Raw genomic sequence first — 17,918 nt, forward strand, 5'->3', positions numbered from 1 at the left:
CTCAGCGCCTCGCCACCAGGCCTTGCGGCCGGACTGCCAGTACCAGCACCATGATCAGGAAGGTCACGACGATGGCGTAGGTCGGGATGTAGACCGAACCGAGCTGTTCGGCGAGGCCGATGATCAGCGCGCCGAGCGCGGCACCGGGGATCGAGCCCATGCCGCCGACGATGACGACGACGAGCGAGGCAAGCAGGAAGCGGATGTCTTCGCCGGGCGAGAGAGACTGGAAGGTGCCGCCGACGACGCCGGCGATGCCGGCAAGCCCGGCACCGAGCGCAAAGACCAGCACGAAGACGAGCTGGATCCGCACTCCGGTCGCGGCAAGGATGTCGCGATCGTCGACGCCGGCGCGGATGATCATGCCGATGCGTGTGCGGTTGAGCGCGAGCCACATCGCCAGGCCGATCACGACGGAGGCGGCGAAGATCACCAGCCGGACCAGGGGATAGCGGAGATAGACCGGCTCGCCCGAGGATTTCACCGCAGTGATCAGCGGCAGCTCGATAGGGCCGATCAGCCAGTTCGGCGTCTGGATCTGATAGAAGTCGCCGCCGCAAGCCCACAGCATCAGGTCGGCGAAGACGATCGAGAGCCCGATCGTCACCATGGTCTGCCGCAAGTCCTGGCCCTCCATGCGGCGGAAGACGATGAGCTGAAGCAGGACGCCGACCAGCGCCGTCAGGATGAAGGCGGCGATGAAGCTGAGGAGCCAGGAGCCGGTCGAGGCGCTGATGGCGTAGCCGACATAGCCGCCGAACAAATACAGCGAGCCGTGCGCGAGGTTGACGTTGCGCATCAGGCCGAAGATCAGCGTGAAACCGCTGGCGACCAGGAAGTAGAGGCCGCCGAGCGTGATGCCGTTGAACACGGCGTTCAGGAAGACCCGCTTGCGGCCGATCGCCTCTTCAAGTCCGGGCGGCCACACCGCCAAGGTCAGCCACAGTGCAAGCGCGATCGCGATGATCACGATCAGGGCCCAGGCCGGATGACGTTCGACGAAGCGCGTCATGTCAACTGCCTCATCCCGGCCTCGCGCCCCGGCAAGCGGGAAGAGGGAGCGATCAGGCCGCGTCGACCTTGCCCTGCCTCATGTTTTGAACGCTGGTCGAACAGCCTTGCGTAGGCTGCGTACCTCGCCATGGACGTGCGTCCTCCCGGACTTGCGATCCTCTTTTCGGGATCGCGTTCCGACCATCTTAGCGAGGGCACAAGGGGAGCGTTTGATCGTCAGTATCTTTTCGCGCGCGGTCAGGCCCGCAAAACCTTGGCGGCGCGGCGGTAATCGGTCGGCGCCATCCCGACATTGGCGGTGAAGAAGCGTGTGAAGCCGCTTTGCGAGGAGAAGCCGAGGTCGAAGCCGATGTCGGCGATCGGTGCTTCGCCGGCGACGAGGGCTTCCAGCGCCTGTTCCATGATCAGGGTGTTGAGGTAGAGATGCGGCGTGACGCCGGTCTGGGTGCGGAATAGTCGGTAGAAATGCGGGCGCGACAGGCCGGATTCGCGCGCGATCGTGTCGAGCTCCATTTCGGCGCCCGGACTTTCGGACATCAGCTTGATGCATTTGCGCACGCGGAAGTCGGTGACGGCGCCGGCCGCGCGCGCGTCGCGCGCGATCTCGGCCTGCTGCCAACTTTCGTCGTAGCAGATGTCGATCAGCCGCCGCAGTTCGGCATCGAGGCTGGAGAGTGACGGTGCGCCGCACACAAGCGCGGCGGTTCGTCTGATGTGCTTGTCGAGTGCGACCGTGCGCTTGAACTGGGTGCGGCCGAAACGCAGGCGGTCGGCGCCGGGCGCATCGGGCGCGAACCACTCCGGATTGACGTAGAGCACGAAGAAGATCGCGCCACCGTCGAGATCGGACGGCAGGAAATTGTGAGGCTCCCAGGGATTGACCGCAACGATGGAGCTTTCCGTAAGGTCGTAGTGCCCGTCACAGACGTCGATGCATGCGGACAGGCCGCCAACATGGAAGATCAGATGACCTTCGCGATGTGCGTGCACGTTGAAAGGGCGATTCAACTGATAGACCGTCGCGCGACCGAACCGGCCGTGAAAGACGGCAAGCGCCCGGCTCATGCCTTCCCTCCCGAATGTTCTTTTCTTTTCAGTCAGCGTTCAACAACCGGGGCGAGATTGCAAGAGCGCAAGATATCGCGCCTGCAAATCGCTCCCGGTTGCCGGAGAGGTATGCGAAACGAGCGACGGTGAATGCGTCAGTACTTCTTACATTCCGGGACCGTACGGCTCGGCAGTCCGATCTTGGCGAACACCGCCGGATCGTAACCGAGCGTCTGGTTCACGTTCGGGATCACCTTCACGACCTTGCTGAACAGCGCGCCCTTGCCGTCATCGACGACCTCGGTGACGAAGTTGGTGCCGATCGCCTGGCGGTTGGCGTCAAGCTTGATCTTGCCGTTCGGCGCGTCGATCTCGATCTTCGCCAGCGCCTCCTTGTATTTGGCCTGGTTATTGGAAAGATCGCCATTGACCTCGCGCAGCGCGAGGATCAGCGCCATCGTCGAACCGTAATAGTTGGTCGCAAGAAGCGACGGGCTCGGGAAGCGCTTGTTGGGCGGAAACGCGTCTTGATACGCCTTCACGAACTTCTGCCAGCCCGGATCCTCCCAGGTGTCGGCCTGGCCGCTCGCCGCGATGGTGCCGACCAGCGCATTCTTGGCGTTGCCTTTCGAGGACAGGATGGTCTGGTCGATCATGATGGAGCCACCCATCAGATGCGCCTTGCCGCCGGCCTGCTGGTATTGGTTCAGGAAGTTGACGGCATCCGCACCACCGAGGCCGAGATAGATCGCATCAACGTCGTCGGGCAGCGCCGCGATGACGGAGGCAAAATCCTTGGTGCCGAGCGGCACCCATTGCCGGTTGGTGACCTGGCCGCCGGCGCCGCAGAATTCGAGCACGAGCCCGAACACCTGGGTGTAGATGAAGGAATAGTCCTCGCCGACGGTCGCGATCTTGCGATATTTCTTGGTTTCATAGGCGTATTTGCCGAGGCCCACCTGCCACTGCGCGCCGTCCATGTTGTAGCGGAAGAAGTTCGGAGCGGGATCGACATAGGTGGTTTCTTGCGCGCCGGAGGCGGCGTTGATGAAAGTCAGCTCCGGATGCGTCTTGGCGAAGTTCTTGACCGCAATGCCCTCGTCGCCGGAGAGCGGCGACAACAGGATCTGCACCTTGTCCTGCTCGATCAGCTTGCGCACGGCGCGCACCGCGGAATCCGGCGTCGCGTCGGTCGAAGCAACGATGAATTCAAGCTCTTTGTCGCCGACCTTCTTGCCAAGCACATTGAGCGCCGTCTGGTGGCCGCGCATGCCGTCCTCGCCGAGCACCGTGTAGGTGCCTTCCAGCGTTGCCGTGACGCCGACCTTGATCTTTTCCTGGGCGATTGCCGCGCCTGAAAGAAAAAGGCTGCTTAGCGCGATCAGTCCCACACTGCATTTCAACATTGCATTCCTCCCTCTATGGCCAAATTTTTCGCTGAATTGGCGCGGCGCCGTGGCTCCCGAAAGGCGCCCGGCTGTTGAACGAAGGCTAACCGAAGTCGGATACAGTGCACGTATGGGCGCATCGTGCGGCTTGACGGGCAGTCTCATTTTGAATGTTGCGGCGCAATTGGCTTCGCGGTGCAATAGGTGGCCGGCTTGCCCAATTTGCAGGACGGCGCGTGAGGGGCACGATCCTGCGCTGGGTCCGTGCATGGAGCCTGACCCAGCACAGGCCTGGTCCGGTTCAAATCCCCAAGGGAATGTGGGGCGGGAACAGCCCCCGACGGCTGGATCCAGCTAGAATTTGCCGACAGGGTGCCACGGATCGCGGCCGGCTGGGCCCCGATCCCGCCGCCGCTATTCAACCTAGGGTGAATTTGCCCCGGATTTCCATTACCATCGGGTGGAAATGAATCACCATACGGCCTCTCACGATCCCGTTCTTGTGGCGCTGTCGATCCTGATCGCCGCGCTCGCCTCCTACACAGCGCTCGACCTCGCGACCCGGATGCGTGCCGCGTCCGGGCGGGCTCGTCCGGCTTGGCTTGCAGCCGCGGCCACCGCCATGGGCGGCGGCATTTGGTCCATGCATTTCGTCGGCATGCTGGCTTTCAGGCTGCCTGGGGTCGAGATCTCCTACGATCCATTCCTCACCTTTCTATCGCTAGTCGTCCCCATCGTTGTCGCGGCCGCGGCCTTTGCCGTGGTCGGAAGACGCCCGCAGGCGCTCCTGGTGTCCGGCTTGGCGATGGGGCTCGGCATATCCGGCATGCACTATACGGGCATGGGCGCGATGAGAATGGCGGCATCCGTCGCGTACGATCCTCGGTGGGTCGTGCTCTCGGTCCTGATCGCGATGTGCGCTTCGGTCGTGGCGCTCTGGCTTGCCTTTCGCAAGACAAATGCGACGCAGCGGCTGTTTGCAGGACTTGTCATGGGTCTCGCGATCTCCGGCATGCATTACGCGGCTATGGAAGGTGCCTCGTTCGTGCCTGCGAACACCGTGGCGGGACACGCTGGACATTTCGTGGGTCGGGCGCCGCTGGCATTTCTGCTCGCCGGCGCCACCATCCTGATCCTGAGCATTGGGATTGCCGCTGCCGTCTACGATCGGGTGTCGGCGGAGCGCGCCCAACGCGAGGCCAGCGCGCTGAGGCGAAGTGAAGAACGCTTTCGGCTCCTGGTGGAGGGCATCGCCGATCACGCCATGTTCATGATCGAGCCGAATGGGTCCGTGGGAAGCTGGAATCTCGGGGCGCGTCGGCTGATGGGTTATGGCGACGACATCGTAGGGACCAGCTACGCGATCCTTCATACCGACGAAGACCGCGCGTCCGGGGTGCCAGCACGTGCTCTCCTGGAGGCGGAGCGGTACGGCAAGTCAGCAGTGGAAGCCTGGCGCGTGCGCCGGGACGGCAGCCGTTTCTGGGCGGAGGCAACCCTGGTCGCGGTACGGAACGAAAGCGGCTTGATCACTGGGTTTGCCAAGATCGTGCGCGACATCAGCGAGAGAAGGCGGGCACAGGAAGCGCTGGATCGGGCACGCGAAGCGCTGACGCTGTCGCAGAAAATGGAGACCATCGGTCAACTTACCGGCGGCGTGGCCCACGATTTTAACAACCTGCTCGCCGCCGTTCTCGGCAGCCTTGAGCTCCTGAAAAAACGCCTGCAAACAGACGATCCGAAGATACAGCGTCTCGTGGACAACGCGATGCAAGGCGCGCAGCGGGGCGCTCTGCTAACCCAGCGCTTGCTCGCCTTCGCTCGCAAGCAGGATCTCAAGCCGGTTGTCGTCGATATCGCCGCACTGGTGCGGGGCATGGCGTCACTGCTGAAATTCGAGGCAGGCGTCCGTATCGACACACTCTTTCCGCTGGACCTGCCAAACGTGAAGATTGACGCCAACCAGCTCGAACTGGCCATCCTCAATCTCGCGGTAAACGCGCGTGATGCGATGCCGGCCGGCGGCCTGATAACCATCTCCGCCAGGGATGAGCAGCACGAAGCTGGCGCTCCCCGCTACGTGGCGCTCTCGGTGAGCGACACCGGCTGCGGCATGGACGAGGAAACGATCAAGCACGCTCAGGAGCCGTTCTTTACGACGAAGGGCATCGGCAAAGGCACCGGGCTCGGACTATCGATGGTTCACGGCCTCGCCGAGCAGTCCGGCGGCAGGCTCGTCCTGAAGAGCCGCCTTGGAGTGGGCACGACGGCCGAGATCTGGCTGCCGGTAGCTGAGGAGGAGGCCGCATTGCCAGCACCGCGCGCGGAGGCTCCGGCACCCATGCTTCGGGCCGACCGCCGGCTTTCCGTGCTTCTGGTCGACGACGATCCTCTCGTGCTCGAGAATACGGCGGCAATGCTGGAGGATCTCGGGCATGCGGTGGTCGAGGCACGCTCGGGCGAAGAGGCATTGGATCTCCTCCGCCGCACGCAGACCATCGAACTCGTCGTCACCGACTATGCGATGCCGATCATGACCGGCCTGCAGCTTGCTGAAGCCGTGGTCGTGGAGCGTCCCGGTACGGTCATCCTCCTGAGCACCGGGTATGCGGAGCTTCCCATCGACGCGCGTTCCAATCTGCATCGCCTGTCGAAGCCGTTCGATCAGGCCGCCCTTGAGAAGGCTATCCAGGGAGCGATGCGAGAGCGGGAGCGCGCGAGATCTGTCGTCGCCTGACGGTGTCTGACTGACGGCCGCCGATCGGCGCCGCCAGCACATTTGCCTCCAGCTCCCCGACCAACCAATATGATTGCGTGGAGCCATCAGGTCGTATTTCGACCGGGGATAATAACAGCGCCTCAGCGACGAGAGGTTGCCGCTGTCCCGGTGAAAGCGTGCCGGTGCTTGGCAACCGTGTTGCCGATTCGATAAAGGGCTAAATTCAAATCAGCGTCGCGCGCGGATTCACAACCGTGTACCCGCTCAAAGAACGCGCGTGTATTCTCGTTGTGTGTCCACCTGAGTTGCCGTCGTACGCCATCCAAACGTCGCCCCCGATGTGCTGCTCGAGGACGAAAACGTGCCCTCGTCTTGCCGCGACCATTCCTGGTGCTGGCGATGTACGCGGAAATCTCAGCCAGTTTGACGCGAGATTCAATTCCGGAACGATACGACCAAACAGGCGCAGGGCTGCGGCACAACCGCAGAATGAGGACGGGCAGCCCGCGGGGCGGCCGCCAACGATCCGAGTGCTGACGGGGCTATCAAGCGCCGCATTATTTGTATTGGCGACGACGGTGAGTTGTTTGGTTCGGCGTATCCGCAATGAGTCTCGCACCTCTCTTCGCTGGTTCGAGATTTGCGCGTAGTTCGAAAAGTCGCATGGCATGGTGACGTTGCATTCGGAGGCGTGCTGTATGCGATAGGGACGTGCATCTGAATTGAGCGAGGTGATCACAACGAGGCAGCACGCAGAAATTACTTGCTTGAACATTGCAGGCTCCGGGATTGATGGATCCTGCCCCGAGCAGCGAGCAACTAACAAAGATTGGCTGAAATGGGTCAAAAGAGCGGCCTAATGCTGGAGCAGAGGCCGGCTATACTTCTGGAGTAACTCGAAACGCGTCGTTGAAGAACACCTTTGCCGCAAGTGGGCCGTGGACGCGGCGCCCGCTTCACGTGTTGATCATGGCCACGTAGTCCACGTGAAGAGTAATTGGTCCCTTCGATCCGTCCAGAATGACGCGGAGGCTCTTCGGATAGTATCCGGCCCCAACCACGGTCCCGGTCTTTCCAGCTAAGCGAGGACCGGCTGCCGGCTTTACCTGAATTCGTGAACCTGGCGGAAACTTGAGGTTCGTTTGGGCCGACCCTGACATGACGTCCTCGGCAGCAAATGAGCTGATTCTACTCAAAAAATCGCCTGCGCGCGGCACAGCGAACGGGTGGGACAAATTCGCTTCGCGCGCGCTATCAAAAAGAGCTCTCCAGCCACGGTGCTAAAGAGCGGCAAGGCAACCCAGCGCCCAATACTTCCGCGATCCGCAATTGCCCCCGCAAACGAGTTCAGCTTCGGTGCCGCAATACCGGCTTACAGGAGCGCGGATCCGCTAGGATTTTCTCTCTACCTGCGCCACGCCCTTTACTGAACAACGGAAACGCTTCGATGAGAACATCCATCATCGGAGGTAATCCACGGACATCAATTCGGTTTGCCGACATTGAACAATTTCGTCGACGTTGTGCCAGATTCAACATTGATCTTCTCGGCCTCGATTGGCCGCATATCGTTGAATCGTCTTTCAAAACAAGTTTTCCCGCGGATCCGGCGGTCAGCGCTGGCGCGTTGCTGTGCAAACTTTCAGCACAATAATCCCTTGGTTACGCCCAATGGAACGGAGATTCCTGCCTCAAACGTAAACATACGTTCACCTCGGTGGGACGCACGATCGGTTGTCGGGCGCTCAGACCTACAGGTCACTGGGGGCTTTCAACACAGACAGGGGAATATCATTGGCAACATTACACTACGCTGCGGGCGGGGGTCTGGACTCGCAAGGTAACTTCGCACCAGCTGAAGCTGGCTTTAATCTCGCAGATGTCCAGTATGTCGATCAGGTGAATGCACTGCCCGACGGTGTGCAGGGTCTGGTCTGGCTCGATCAGTACCACGGCGTGACTCAGGACTTTATCGACCAGGTGACGCCGTTCCTCAACAATCCGAAAGTGTTCGGCTTCTACCTTGTGGATGAGCCCGATCTGACCGGGGAGTGGGGACCGCAAGCCGATCCCGCGGATCTCAAGGCTGAATCCGACTGGATTCATCAGCACGATCCCGGGGCCAAGACGTTCACCGTCCTGATGAACACTGGATCATCGGACGATCCGAACTACATGAACAGCTACAACCAGGCGAACACCCACATCGACTACTTCGGTCTTGATTGGTATCCGGTGTGGACGGACCGTCCGAACGTCGACCTCAGCACGATCGACAAGTACGTCTCTGCCGCTGAGCAAGCCGGAATCCCGCTCGACTCCATCGTTCCGGTTTATCAGGCGTTCGGCGGCGGCGGCTGGTCCACCGAAACCGGCAGCAAGGTCGCTGTGCCGACTGCCGCGCAAGAGCAGGCAATGATCGATCATTGGGCGGACCTCGTGCCCAATCCGGCCTTTGACTATGCTTACGCGTGGGGATCGCAGAATGGCGACACTGCGCTCGAGAATTTGCCGGAACTGCAGCAGGTGTTCCTTGCGCACAATACGAGCCATGGCACGGGGGGCGCGACCGCTCCGCCTGTTACCGATCCTGTTACCGATCCGGTGACCGACACGCCGCCGCCGGTGGACGCTGGCGGTAGCACCGGCACGGACGGCAACACGCCGCCGGTTGGGGACGCTGGCGGTAGCACCGGCACGGGCGGCAACACGCCGCCGGTTGCGGACGGTGGCGGTAGCACCGGCACGGACGGCTCCACGCCGCCGGTTGCCGATGCTGGCGGTAGCACCGGCGGCACCCCTCCCGTGTCGGGCTCGGACGGAACGACCGATCCGTCAGACGGTGGTTCGACGGATACTGGCGGCTGGGGTGGTCATCACCACGGCGGCGGCTGGTGGGGCGGTTCGTCCTGGCAGGCCGGCAACGGCGGTGGCGGGCACAACCACAACGGTGGTGGGCTCGATTTCTCGCAGTGGCTCAATGCCGGCACGTCGTCGCCCTCATTCGGCGATCATTCCTGGTGGCGGGGTCACAATGCGACGTCGAACACGACTGCGGATGCCGATTCGGGGCAGACGGATACGCCGGACACAGGCTCGTTCGTATCGCATCTGTTTGATCTGATGTCTCACCACAACGATCATCACGGGTGGCACTCGTAAGCTCGTAGGTCGTCTACATCAACAAGGACCTGCGCGCGGTGCGCCGCGCGCAGGTCCGCTCTGGGGAGTTCCTCGCGACCACGGGGTCGGTCGAGAGGCGGGGTGCCATTCCGCGCACGGCGGAATGCTGGAATGCGGGCGTCTTGACGCTCGATCGCATGCAATTTTTTCAACCGTTTACCGCCGCCCGGCCAAGGGCGGCCCGGATATGCACATGCACGCTTCGGCAAAACAGTCTGCGCTCGCGGATGCCTTCCGTCGGATACGTCCCGGCCTGCTCGCGGCCGGCGGACTATCCATTTTCATCAATCTGCTGGTGTTCGTGTCGCCGATCTACACCATGCAGATCTACGATCGGGTGCTGACGAGCCGAAACGGGATGACGCTGCTGCTGCTCTCGCTCATCGCGCTCGTGCTGTTCATCAGCTACGCGACGCTGGAGCATTTTCGCAGCCGGGTTCTCGTGCAAACCGGATTGCGCTTCGACCGGTTCGTCTCGGGCGAGACGTTCGAGACCGCGCTCGGACAGGCGCTGAGCACGAGCAGCTCGCATCACGTTCAGCTGCTGCGCGATGTCGACACCTTGCGTGAGGTGCTGTCGGGCGGCGTCATCACGTCGCTGATGGATGTGCCGTGGACGCCGATCTTCCTCGCGATGTGTTTCCTGCTTCATCCGCTGATCGGCCTGGTCGCCCTGATCGGCGCGATCATCATCCTGACGCTCGCCTTCCTCAACGAGCGTGTTACGAAGGCGCCGCTGAATGCAGCCGCATCGAAGAACCTTCACGCACTGGACCGGTTGACGTCCTCGCTGCGCAACGCAGAAGCGATCCGCGCGCTTGGAATGGGACCCGCGGTCCGCGGCGCCTGGGCTGAAACTCATGGTCAGGCGCTGCTGGAAAGCGCGACGGCCGGAGAGCGGGGCGGGACCTTGCTCGCCATCTCCAAATTCCTGCGCATGGCGATTCAGGTAGCCATCATGGGAGTGGGCGCGTATCTCGCGATCCAGCAAGAGATTTCGGGCGGCGTTCTGTTCGCCGCTTCGCTGATCATGGGACGCGCGCTCGCGCCCGTCGAGGCTGCGGTGTCGCAATGGAAGGCGCTGGTTGCCGCGCGCACATCATATGCCCGGTTGGATCGCGCGCTTGCGAACCGCGCGACTGAGCGACAGCCGACACGGCTGCCGCCCCTGGTCGGCGAAATCTCCGTCGAGGCGGCGACGGTGCTCGTCCCCGGATCGCAATTGCCGGCCATCGCCGACGTCTCGTTCCGGCTGGCCCCTGGCGAAGTCGTCGCCGTGGTCGGCCAGTCCGGCTCCGGAAAATCGTCGTTGGCGCGGGCCCTGGTCGGCGCCTGGCCGCTGGTGCACGGCTGCGTCCGCATCGACGGCAACGACGTCAGGCATTTCGATGCCAATTTCCTTGGACAGAACCTCGGCTACCTTCCGCAGGACGTCGAACTGTTCGCCGGTACCGTGCGCGACAACATTGCACGTTTCCGCGACGACGCCTCCGACGAGGCGGTCGTCGAGGCAGCGCAGCTGGCGTCCGCGCACATGATGATCCAGCGTCTTCCCAAGGGCTATGACACCGTGATCGGGGATAATGGCGCAGGTCTTTCTGGCGGACAGCGGCAGCGCATCGGGCTCGCGCGCGCACTGTTCGGCAAGCCGGTGCTGGTTGTGCTCGACGAGCCGAACGCAAATCTCGATGGCGACGGTGATCGCGCGCTGGCCGATGCTATCCAGCGATTGAGGCAGAGCAAGGTGACGATCGTGATCATCAATCACCGCCCGAACCTGCTCGCCGCGGTCGACAAGATCGTGTTCATGCATGAGGGACGGCTCGGGCAAATCGGCACGCGCGAGGAGATGCTGCCTGCGTTGCTCGGCAAAACGGTTGCGCCGCTGCGGCGTGACGTGCGCGAGCCCGCTGAACATCATCGCGCCGATCGTCATCACCATGCTGACGGCAGCCATCGAACCGATGGCGCTCACCGTCAGCCACAGCTTTCAAATCAAGTGCGTCAGGCGCACGCGACGAGGCAATAATGGACAAGCTATTGCAGCGGGGAACGGACGCTCTTCACGACGAACTGGCGGAGCTTCTGAAGCAGTTCAACAGAACCGATAAAGCGGCGCAGGAGCCGCGACCTCCGAGCAAGCTCCTTGCGAAGGCGGAGACGACGACAAGGTCGCTGGTCGATCTTGCCAAGCTGGTCGATCTTGCCAAGGCGAAACTGCCGACCTTGTGGCCCCGGGGGGCAGTGGGCAACGATGAGGATCCGTCGGGCGATTGGCAGACCCCCGCGCGGCGAGGCTTCCTGGTCGTCTTTCTGACCTTCGGCGTATTTGGCGGCTGGACCGCCCTCGCATCGATCGACGGTGCCGTGGTGGCCCCCGGCTCCGTCGTTGTCGAGAGCGACCGTAAGGTGGTGCAGCATCTCGAGGGTGGCATCGTCCAGAACCTGTTGGTCACGGGCGATTCTCATGTCGCGGAAGGTCAGGTCCTGTTGCGGCTCGATCCGACCCAAGAGCGGGCCAAGGAAGAGATCGCTCGCTCGGCGGTTTACTCGGCAGTTGCCGAGGAGGCACGTCTGCAGGCGGAAGCCGAAGGAAAGGACAGCATCACGTTTCCGGCCGAGCTGCTCCAGAAGACGTCCGATCCGAGCGCGATACGCGCAATGGGTGACCAGAAGCGGCGCTTCGATGAACGTCGCGCTGCGCGAAAGATCGAGATCTCGATCCTCGAGGAACGTATCGCGCAGGCGCAGCGGCAGATCCAGGGGAACACCGCGCAAAACAAGGGCGCGCGCGCGCAGTTCGACAGCGTGAGTCAGGAATACACCAAGCTCAAGCCGCTCGTTGATCAGGGTATCGTACCGTTCGCGCGCGTGGCCACGCTGGAGCGCTCCAGAGCCGATCTCGAGGGCAAGATCGGCGCATACGAAGCGGATATCGCTCGCTATGGCCGCATCATCGACGAGTCGCGGCTCCAGATCGATCAGGTCGGGCAGAAGGTGCTGGAAGAAGCGACCGGCAAGCTCGCCGACACGCGCGCCCAGCTTGCTGATGCGCGCGAGAAGCTGCGCGTCGCGGTCGACGTCCTGGCCCGGATGGAAGTACGCGCACCGCGATCGGGGCGGATCGTGAACCTCAAGCTTCACACGATCGGTGCCGTGATCAAGGCGGGCGACGTGCTGATGGAGATCGTGCCGGACAACGACGTTCTCGTGGTGGCCGCAAGGGTGTCGGCGCTTGATATCAACCACGTCCAGCTCGGCCTTCCGACGGAGGTGCGGCTTCCCTCGTTCAAGGCGCGCTCCACCCCGATCGCTGTCGGCGAGGTTCTTTCGATCTCGGCCGACGCCACGCGCGACGATGTCACCCATCAGCCCTATTACGAGGTGAAAGTCTCGGTCCAGGTGACGCAATTCCCCGACAAAGTCCGGGAAAAGCTCAAGCCGGGCATGATGGCCGACGTCCTGATCGCAACCGGAGAACGTACAATTCTTGCTTATCTGACCCAGCCGATCACGGACGCGATCCGGCGCGGGATGCGGGAGAGCTGAGTACGTGTTGGCTTTGGCTGACCGGCCCGTGCAAGGGCCGCCGGGTCCAGAGGGCCACGCTGCAATGCCAACGACCATTGTGGGGGAAGTGCTCGAACCCGGCTATCCCTTCGCGCAGGCCATGACGACGCGACCGGCGCCCGCGTCGTCCAAGACCACGCGGACATTCTCGTAAGCGTCGTTGCGTTCGAGCAGGGTTGCCACTTGCCGGTCCTGGCCGCGGCCCACCTCGAACAACAGCAGTCCTCCCGGCCGCAAGTAGCGAGGTGCGTCTTTTGTAACGCGCATATGGATGCTCAGTCCGTAGGGCCCGGCGGCGAATGCCTCGCGCGGCTCGTCCGTGAGCAGAGAAGCGCGATCGCCTTTGAGCCGGGCTTCCGAGATATAGGGTGGGTTGCAGACGATCATATCGATGGTTCGCTCGAGTTGCAGCCCTGCGAGAGCTTCGAACAGATCACCCTGGAGCACGGTGATGCGGGACTCGGCCCCTTGGCTCGCGGCATTGCGTTGCGCGAGCTCGACACATCCGTCAGTCAGGTCGCTCGCCCAGACGCGAGCGTCGGGAATATTGACCGAGATCGCGCATGCCAGATTGCCGGCGCCGCAGCACATGTCGACGATCCGCGGCGAGGGGAGGTGTGCTCGGCGCAGTGCGTCAACCGCGGTCCTGCCAAGCAATTCCGTCTCCGGCCGGGGCACCAGCGCGCCGGGAGCAACCAGCAGTTCGATTCCCATGAACCGGGTACGTCCTCGCTCGTAAGCCTCGGCTACATTGATCGTCTCGCTCATCGCATTCACACCTCACGCGTGACGTCTGCCCTGTCAGCCCTTCAGCCCGACTTGCGGCTCTTCAGCTGGGTGGCCAGGTGCAGACCTTTGCAAATCGCCGGCGAACGGCGTCCAGACCCGTCAGTTCAAATGTTTCCTCGTAGGGCGCAGCCGTTCCAGCATACACTTTGGTCAGAAGCCGGCCTACTGCTGGCATGGAGTTTATGAAGCGGGCGGCGTCGCCCGGAAAGGCGAGACTTCGTCCGCCATCAGCAACCCTCCAGCGTTGATCGACAGGAGGTTGATCATTGATCTGGAATACGACCCTGATGTCGGCGCCTGGAGTTTTGGTCCAGGAACTCGCCGCGGAGAGCAACACCTCGGTCCGATTGGCGCGACAATGAATGGCGAGCGACGAGGGCCCATCCTTCGCGCCGGCTCGCGCGGTGGTACGGGCGGCGATCTGCGGCTTGTGGTCCACCGGTGATGTCGTTTCGCTCAAGACCCAGTTCGGAGTTTGCGGCGGGGCTTGGAAGGACTGCTCAGGTGCTTCCCCAATCTGCTCGTCGACGCATGTCATGTGCTCCATTCCCTGAAACCGCGCACATGCCCTCGAACGATCTGGCGTGTCGCCGGCTTGCGCGCAGCTTAGATGACCGATACCCGCGAGCAAGACGGCCGCAAGGGTACCGGTTCGCTTCATCGCGATAATCCGACGGTCGCGCTGGGCGAGCGATCGAGCCATTCCTGCGCCGGACCAAACCGGGCCAGCGTGGGGACGCTGGCGCGGAGATTCACGTCCTTCCATTTTGTATCGAAGCCAGCGGATTGCAGCCGGTCGAGCCGTCCGAACAGGTGGTCAACAAAGCGCACCATGCGCCGATAGCGATCGGTCTGCGGCTGCCAGTTGTAGGCGGCAAGAATCGTCGGGACGGCAATGGTCGCGATCCGCTTGCCCTCCGGCACGAGGTTTGGATAGTCCTTTGGATCGAGAGACGACGGAAGATAATAGTCTTCAAATCTGGGGTCGTATTCGATCGGCAGGAACTTGAAGCCGTCATCCCAACGTCCTTTCAGGAAGGCGTCGACCGGCTTTGATGTGATGAAGACGACCGCTGCGATTTCGCCGCTCTTCATCTGCTGCAATGCGACCTGGTGGGGAATGAACATCTTTTCGACGTTCAGTCCCAGCCGGCTGAAGATCAGCGGACCAGAATATGCGGCTGCCGTACCCTGGGTGTTGAAGTTGACTTTCTTTCCCTTGAGGTCGTCGAGCGACTTGATCTCGGGACGCACGAAGACGTGCAACTCGGCCGGGAAGAGGTTGAGAACATAGACGATGCGCTTTTCGATCGACGGAACCTGCGCTTTGTACTCGTCAAGGGCATCCATGTTGATGATCGCGGCATCAACGCCCTTGAGATAGAGCAGCGAATTGACGTTCTCGGTCGCACCGGTCGTCACGATCGGAATGACGTGAAGCTTGTCCTCCTCGTTGGCGACGCGTGCGATCTCTGCGGCGAGTCGAAGCGGTGCGCCCTCGATAAGTCCTCCGGCGAGTCCCACCGTCCATGCATTGATACGTTCCTTTGCGGCCGTATCAGCATTCCGTGGCGCGGTCGGCGCCGGCGGGTCGCGCGGCGAGCGAGATTGGGCGTTGGCAGCAAGCTGCAGGCCGACCAGTGCCAATGTGACCGCGAACGCGAGCTTACTCAATGACATGGGCCTCTCCACTCTCTGGTCTGGCTTCCGGGGTTCGCTCCAGCAGCTATTTGAGCCCCTTGATCCGTCCTTCTGCATCTCGAATGCCGCCAGCCTGGGCTCGTTCATACAGCTCGCGCGCCTTCGCGGAATCGCCGGCGACGCCGCGAGCGTCCCAGGATTGCAGCACGTGAGGATCGTAAGTCTCGGCCAGCATAAAGGCTGCTTGCGCGCTGCCATGTCCAAGCACGTATTCCAGCAAGCCGCGGGCACCGTTGATGTCGGACTGCCGCAACAATGCGCTGGCGCGCGCGAGCAGTCGTTCCTCGTTCGCAAGCGGGCGCGGTGCTCCGCTCGCGGCGGCCTGTCGCTCCACCGAAGCCATGGCCTTCGAATCGGCGCCGGGCCGGGCAGTCCCCTTTGTGATCTGCGCGCTCGGTGGCATCGGGCCGGAGGCTGACGGTGCGGGCGGAGGCGAAGTAGCGGGCTGGAGGCTGCTCTGGCTCGGTGCTCGGCCGGTGGTCTCACGCGCGGGTGCCGCCACAATCGTGGAAGCATTCCATGCGGCCAGATGATCCCGGACGGATGCGAACGTTGGGAGCATTGCCGCGCCGCTGCCCGGTTGCTCCTTTTCGCGCTTGGCTGCGGCCTTTGCTGCGGCCTCGGCGGCTCGTGCAGCGTCTGACGTTTCAGCCCGCGCCAGGTCGCGTTGATCCTTCAGCGACGCCGCCTCGCGCGCGAGAGCGTCCGCGCGGCCGCGCTGCTGTTCGACCTCGCGTTTCAGTGCCAGTTTTTGCTCGGCGTCTGCAGCTCGGGCCGTAACCAACTCAGAGCTCGCGGTTTGGGCTGCACGGAGTTCAGCCTGAATGGACTGCAGCTGACGGTCCGCGCTCTCAGCTCTGTCCCGCTGCTTCTCGACCTCTCGTTTCAGTGCCGGCTTTTGCTCGGCGTCTGCAGTTCGGGCCGCAGCCAACTCAGAGCTCGCGGTTTGCGCTGTACGGAGTTCAGCCTGAAGGGGCTGCAGCTGACGGTCCGCGCTCTCAGCTCTGTCCCGCTGCTTCTCGACCTCTCGTTTCAGTGCCAGTTTTTGCTCAGCGTCTGCAGCTCGGGCCGCAGCCAACTCAGAGCTCGCGGTTTGCGCTGCACGGAGTTCAGCCTGAAGGGACTGCAGCTGACGGTCCGCGCTCTCAGCTCTGCCCCGCTGCTTCTCGATCTCGCGCGTCAGCGCCAGCTTTTGATCGACGTCTGCAGCGCCGACCTTCGCGGTCTCGGAGGCCGCGCTCCGAAGGGGGCCGAGTTCGCTGATCAGGGCTTCTGTCTTGTCCTGCTCCTGCTTTAGTTCGCGCTCGAGAGCCTGCCTTTGTGCGGCCTCCGCCGCGGCAGACTTCGTGGCTTCGGTTTCTGCGTTGCGCGCAGCCTCAAGCTCCGAGCGAAGCGAGGCAAGCTGGAGGGCAAAGCGCTTGGCCCCATTCCGTCGGTCGACCGGACGCTCCTGCTTCGGCTCGGGTTCGGGCGCCTGCATAGCCTTTGAAGCCGCAACCCTTGCGACGTCGAGCTCCGCCTTCAGGAAGGAGATCTCACGTGACAGGTTCTCGGTCTTTTCCCGCTCCTGTTCGAGCGCCTGCGTTTGCTGAATACCAATCTCTATGGCGCGGACAGTGTGCGTCTGGGTCTGCCGCGCCGCGTCGAGCTCCACTCGAGCCGCAGCCAATTCGCGCGCAAGCTTGCTCGCTCGTTGCCGCTCCTGATCCAGCAGCAGGTTCTGGTTGAGCCGTTCCGTCTCGGAAGCTGCTTGCGCCGCATTTGACGCCGAGGGCGGCGTAGACGTCATTTCCTGCGCAGTGGCATCGGCACCCGCGCGGGGCTGCTCGGTCGCGGTCCTCGCTCCGCGCGATCCGGTCGCGGCGGGCCTGCTTCCAGCGGGCTGTGTCGCGGCGGGTCGCGCCTCGTCCGCGCGTTGGACGAGCTTCAGCCTTTGTTTGATCCCGTCGATCTGCTCCGGTCCGGGCGTGCATATGCACGGATCGAGCATCGCCGGAGTGCCATAGGAGACGCCACGGTCGCCGTGGTCCTGGGATTTGGCATCGGCAGTTCCAGTCAGAACCGGCAGAAAGCAGGTGATCAGAACCACCATGAGCCGGCCGGCTCTGTCGCATGCACGCGAGCCGTCAGCGATGTCGAACGATCCGTGTCCGCGGAACGCAAATTGTCGGTGCCTGGGTCGGCGCGCAGCTATGGTCAGCGCGACGGCTGTTCCTTTCGACAGGTCGAATCCGTATACCCCCATTTCGACGCCCAACTGCTTGGTAGGGATCATTATGCTTGGTAGGGATCATGATGCTTGGTAGCGATCATGGCATGTCGTTTATGACGGCGCTTTCATCGACGCGATGTCGATGTCGCAGTTGCGGTAGCCAAAACGGAGTAGTGCGCCGGCGATGGGAATTAAGTAGATCGGACCGAGCCTTGCCCAAAGCTGCTTGCCCCCACGGTTGCGCTTAAATAGCTTGCGACGTGCACGCTTCGTCACACACGCAGGAAGCACAGTC

General features: G+C 62.7%; 12 protein-coding genes. 4 read left to right on the forward strand and 8 right to left on the reverse strand.

All coding sequences use genetic code 11. From position 1 onward, the window contains the following. Position 1 precedes the first annotated feature (1 nt). The 3 genes from ACKWRH_RS15580 to ACKWRH_RS15590 all read right to left on the reverse strand — a co-directional run bounded on the left by ACKWRH_RS15580 (position 2) and on the right by ACKWRH_RS15590 (position 3,467). The gene (locus tag ACKWRH_RS15580) at positions 2-1,012 is read right to left on the reverse strand and encodes a branched-chain amino acid ABC transporter permease (RefSeq protein WP_445221271.1); all 1,011 of its coding nucleotides are present in this window, start codon (positions 1,010-1,012) and stop codon (positions 2-4) included. Positions 1,013-1,251: 239 nt separating this feature from the next. Further along, positions 1,252-2,079, reverse strand: coding sequence for a helix-turn-helix domain-containing protein (locus tag ACKWRH_RS15585; RefSeq protein WP_445221272.1), 828 nt, complete (start codon positions 2,077-2,079; stop codon positions 1,252-1,254). A 137-nt stretch (positions 2,080-2,216) separates the two neighbouring features. Next, positions 2,217-3,467, reverse strand: coding sequence for an ABC transporter substrate-binding protein (locus ACKWRH_RS15590; RefSeq protein ID WP_014496418.1), 1,251 nt, complete (start codon positions 3,465-3,467; stop codon positions 2,217-2,219). Between the two features lie 448 nt (positions 3,468-3,915). Here ACKWRH_RS15590 and ACKWRH_RS15595 point away from each other — a divergent pair, with 448 nt between their 5' ends. Further along, a complete protein-coding gene (locus ACKWRH_RS15595; RefSeq protein ID WP_445221273.1) occupies positions 3,916-6,186 on the forward strand; it encodes an MHYT domain-containing protein in 2,271 nt (756 codons plus the stop codon). Positions 6,187-6,391: 205 nt separating this feature from the next. On the opposite strand, the gene ACKWRH_RS15600 is transcribed toward ACKWRH_RS15595, so the two are convergent. Continuing rightward, the gene (locus ACKWRH_RS15600; RefSeq protein WP_445221274.1) at positions 6,392-6,943 is read right to left on the reverse strand and encodes a hypothetical protein; all 552 of its coding nucleotides are present in this window, start codon (positions 6,941-6,943) and stop codon (positions 6,392-6,394) included. 1,019 nt (positions 6,944-7,962) lie between these two features. On the opposite strand from ACKWRH_RS15600, the gene ACKWRH_RS15605 reads away from it, so the two are divergent. The 3 genes from ACKWRH_RS15605 to ACKWRH_RS15615 all read left to right on the forward strand — a co-directional run bounded on the left by ACKWRH_RS15605 (position 7,963) and on the right by ACKWRH_RS15615 (position 12,900). Continuing rightward, the gene (locus ACKWRH_RS15605) at positions 7,963-9,330 is read left to right on the forward strand and encodes a calcium-binding protein (RefSeq protein WP_445221275.1); all 1,368 of its coding nucleotides are present in this window, start codon (positions 7,963-7,965) and stop codon (positions 9,328-9,330) included. Positions 9,331-9,538: 208 nt separating this feature from the next. Next, the gene (locus ACKWRH_RS15610) at positions 9,539-11,380 is read left to right on the forward strand and encodes a type I secretion system permease/ATPase (protein ID WP_445221276.1); all 1,842 of its coding nucleotides are present in this window, start codon (positions 9,539-9,541) and stop codon (positions 11,378-11,380) included. After that, on the forward strand, positions 11,380-12,900 hold the full coding sequence (locus tag ACKWRH_RS15615) for an HlyD family type I secretion periplasmic adaptor subunit (protein WP_445221277.1): 1,521 nt from the start codon (positions 11,380-11,382) through the stop codon (positions 12,898-12,900). Before ACKWRH_RS15610 ends, ACKWRH_RS15615 begins: the two co-directional genes overlap by 1 nt. A 102-nt stretch (positions 12,901-13,002) precedes the next feature. Here the strand turns inward: ACKWRH_RS15615 and ACKWRH_RS15620 are convergent, their stop codons facing one another. The 4 genes from ACKWRH_RS15620 to ACKWRH_RS15635 all read right to left on the reverse strand — a co-directional run bounded on the left by ACKWRH_RS15620 (position 13,003) and on the right by ACKWRH_RS15635 (position 17,503). Then, positions 13,003-13,689 (reverse strand): N5-glutamine methyltransferase family protein, encoded by a 687-nt coding sequence (locus ACKWRH_RS15620; protein WP_445221278.1) that lies wholly within the window; start codon positions 13,687-13,689, stop codon positions 13,003-13,005. A gap of 61 nt (positions 13,690-13,750) precedes the next feature. Then, entirely contained in the window at positions 13,751-14,248 is a 498-nt protein-coding gene (locus ACKWRH_RS15625) for a hypothetical protein (protein WP_445221279.1), read from the reverse strand. A 119-nt stretch (positions 14,249-14,367) separates the two neighbouring features. After that, positions 14,368-15,390 (reverse strand): TAXI family TRAP transporter solute-binding subunit, encoded by a 1,023-nt coding sequence (locus ACKWRH_RS15630; protein WP_445222410.1) that lies wholly within the window; start codon positions 15,388-15,390, stop codon positions 14,368-14,370. A 46-nt stretch (positions 15,391-15,436) separates the two neighbouring features. Then, positions 15,437-17,503, reverse strand: coding sequence for a hypothetical protein (locus ACKWRH_RS15635; protein ID WP_445221280.1), 2,067 nt, complete (start codon positions 17,501-17,503; stop codon positions 15,437-15,439). Positions 17,504-17,918: the final 415 nt, after the last annotated feature.

This window comes from Bradyrhizobium sp. Pa8, assembly GCF_052588265.1.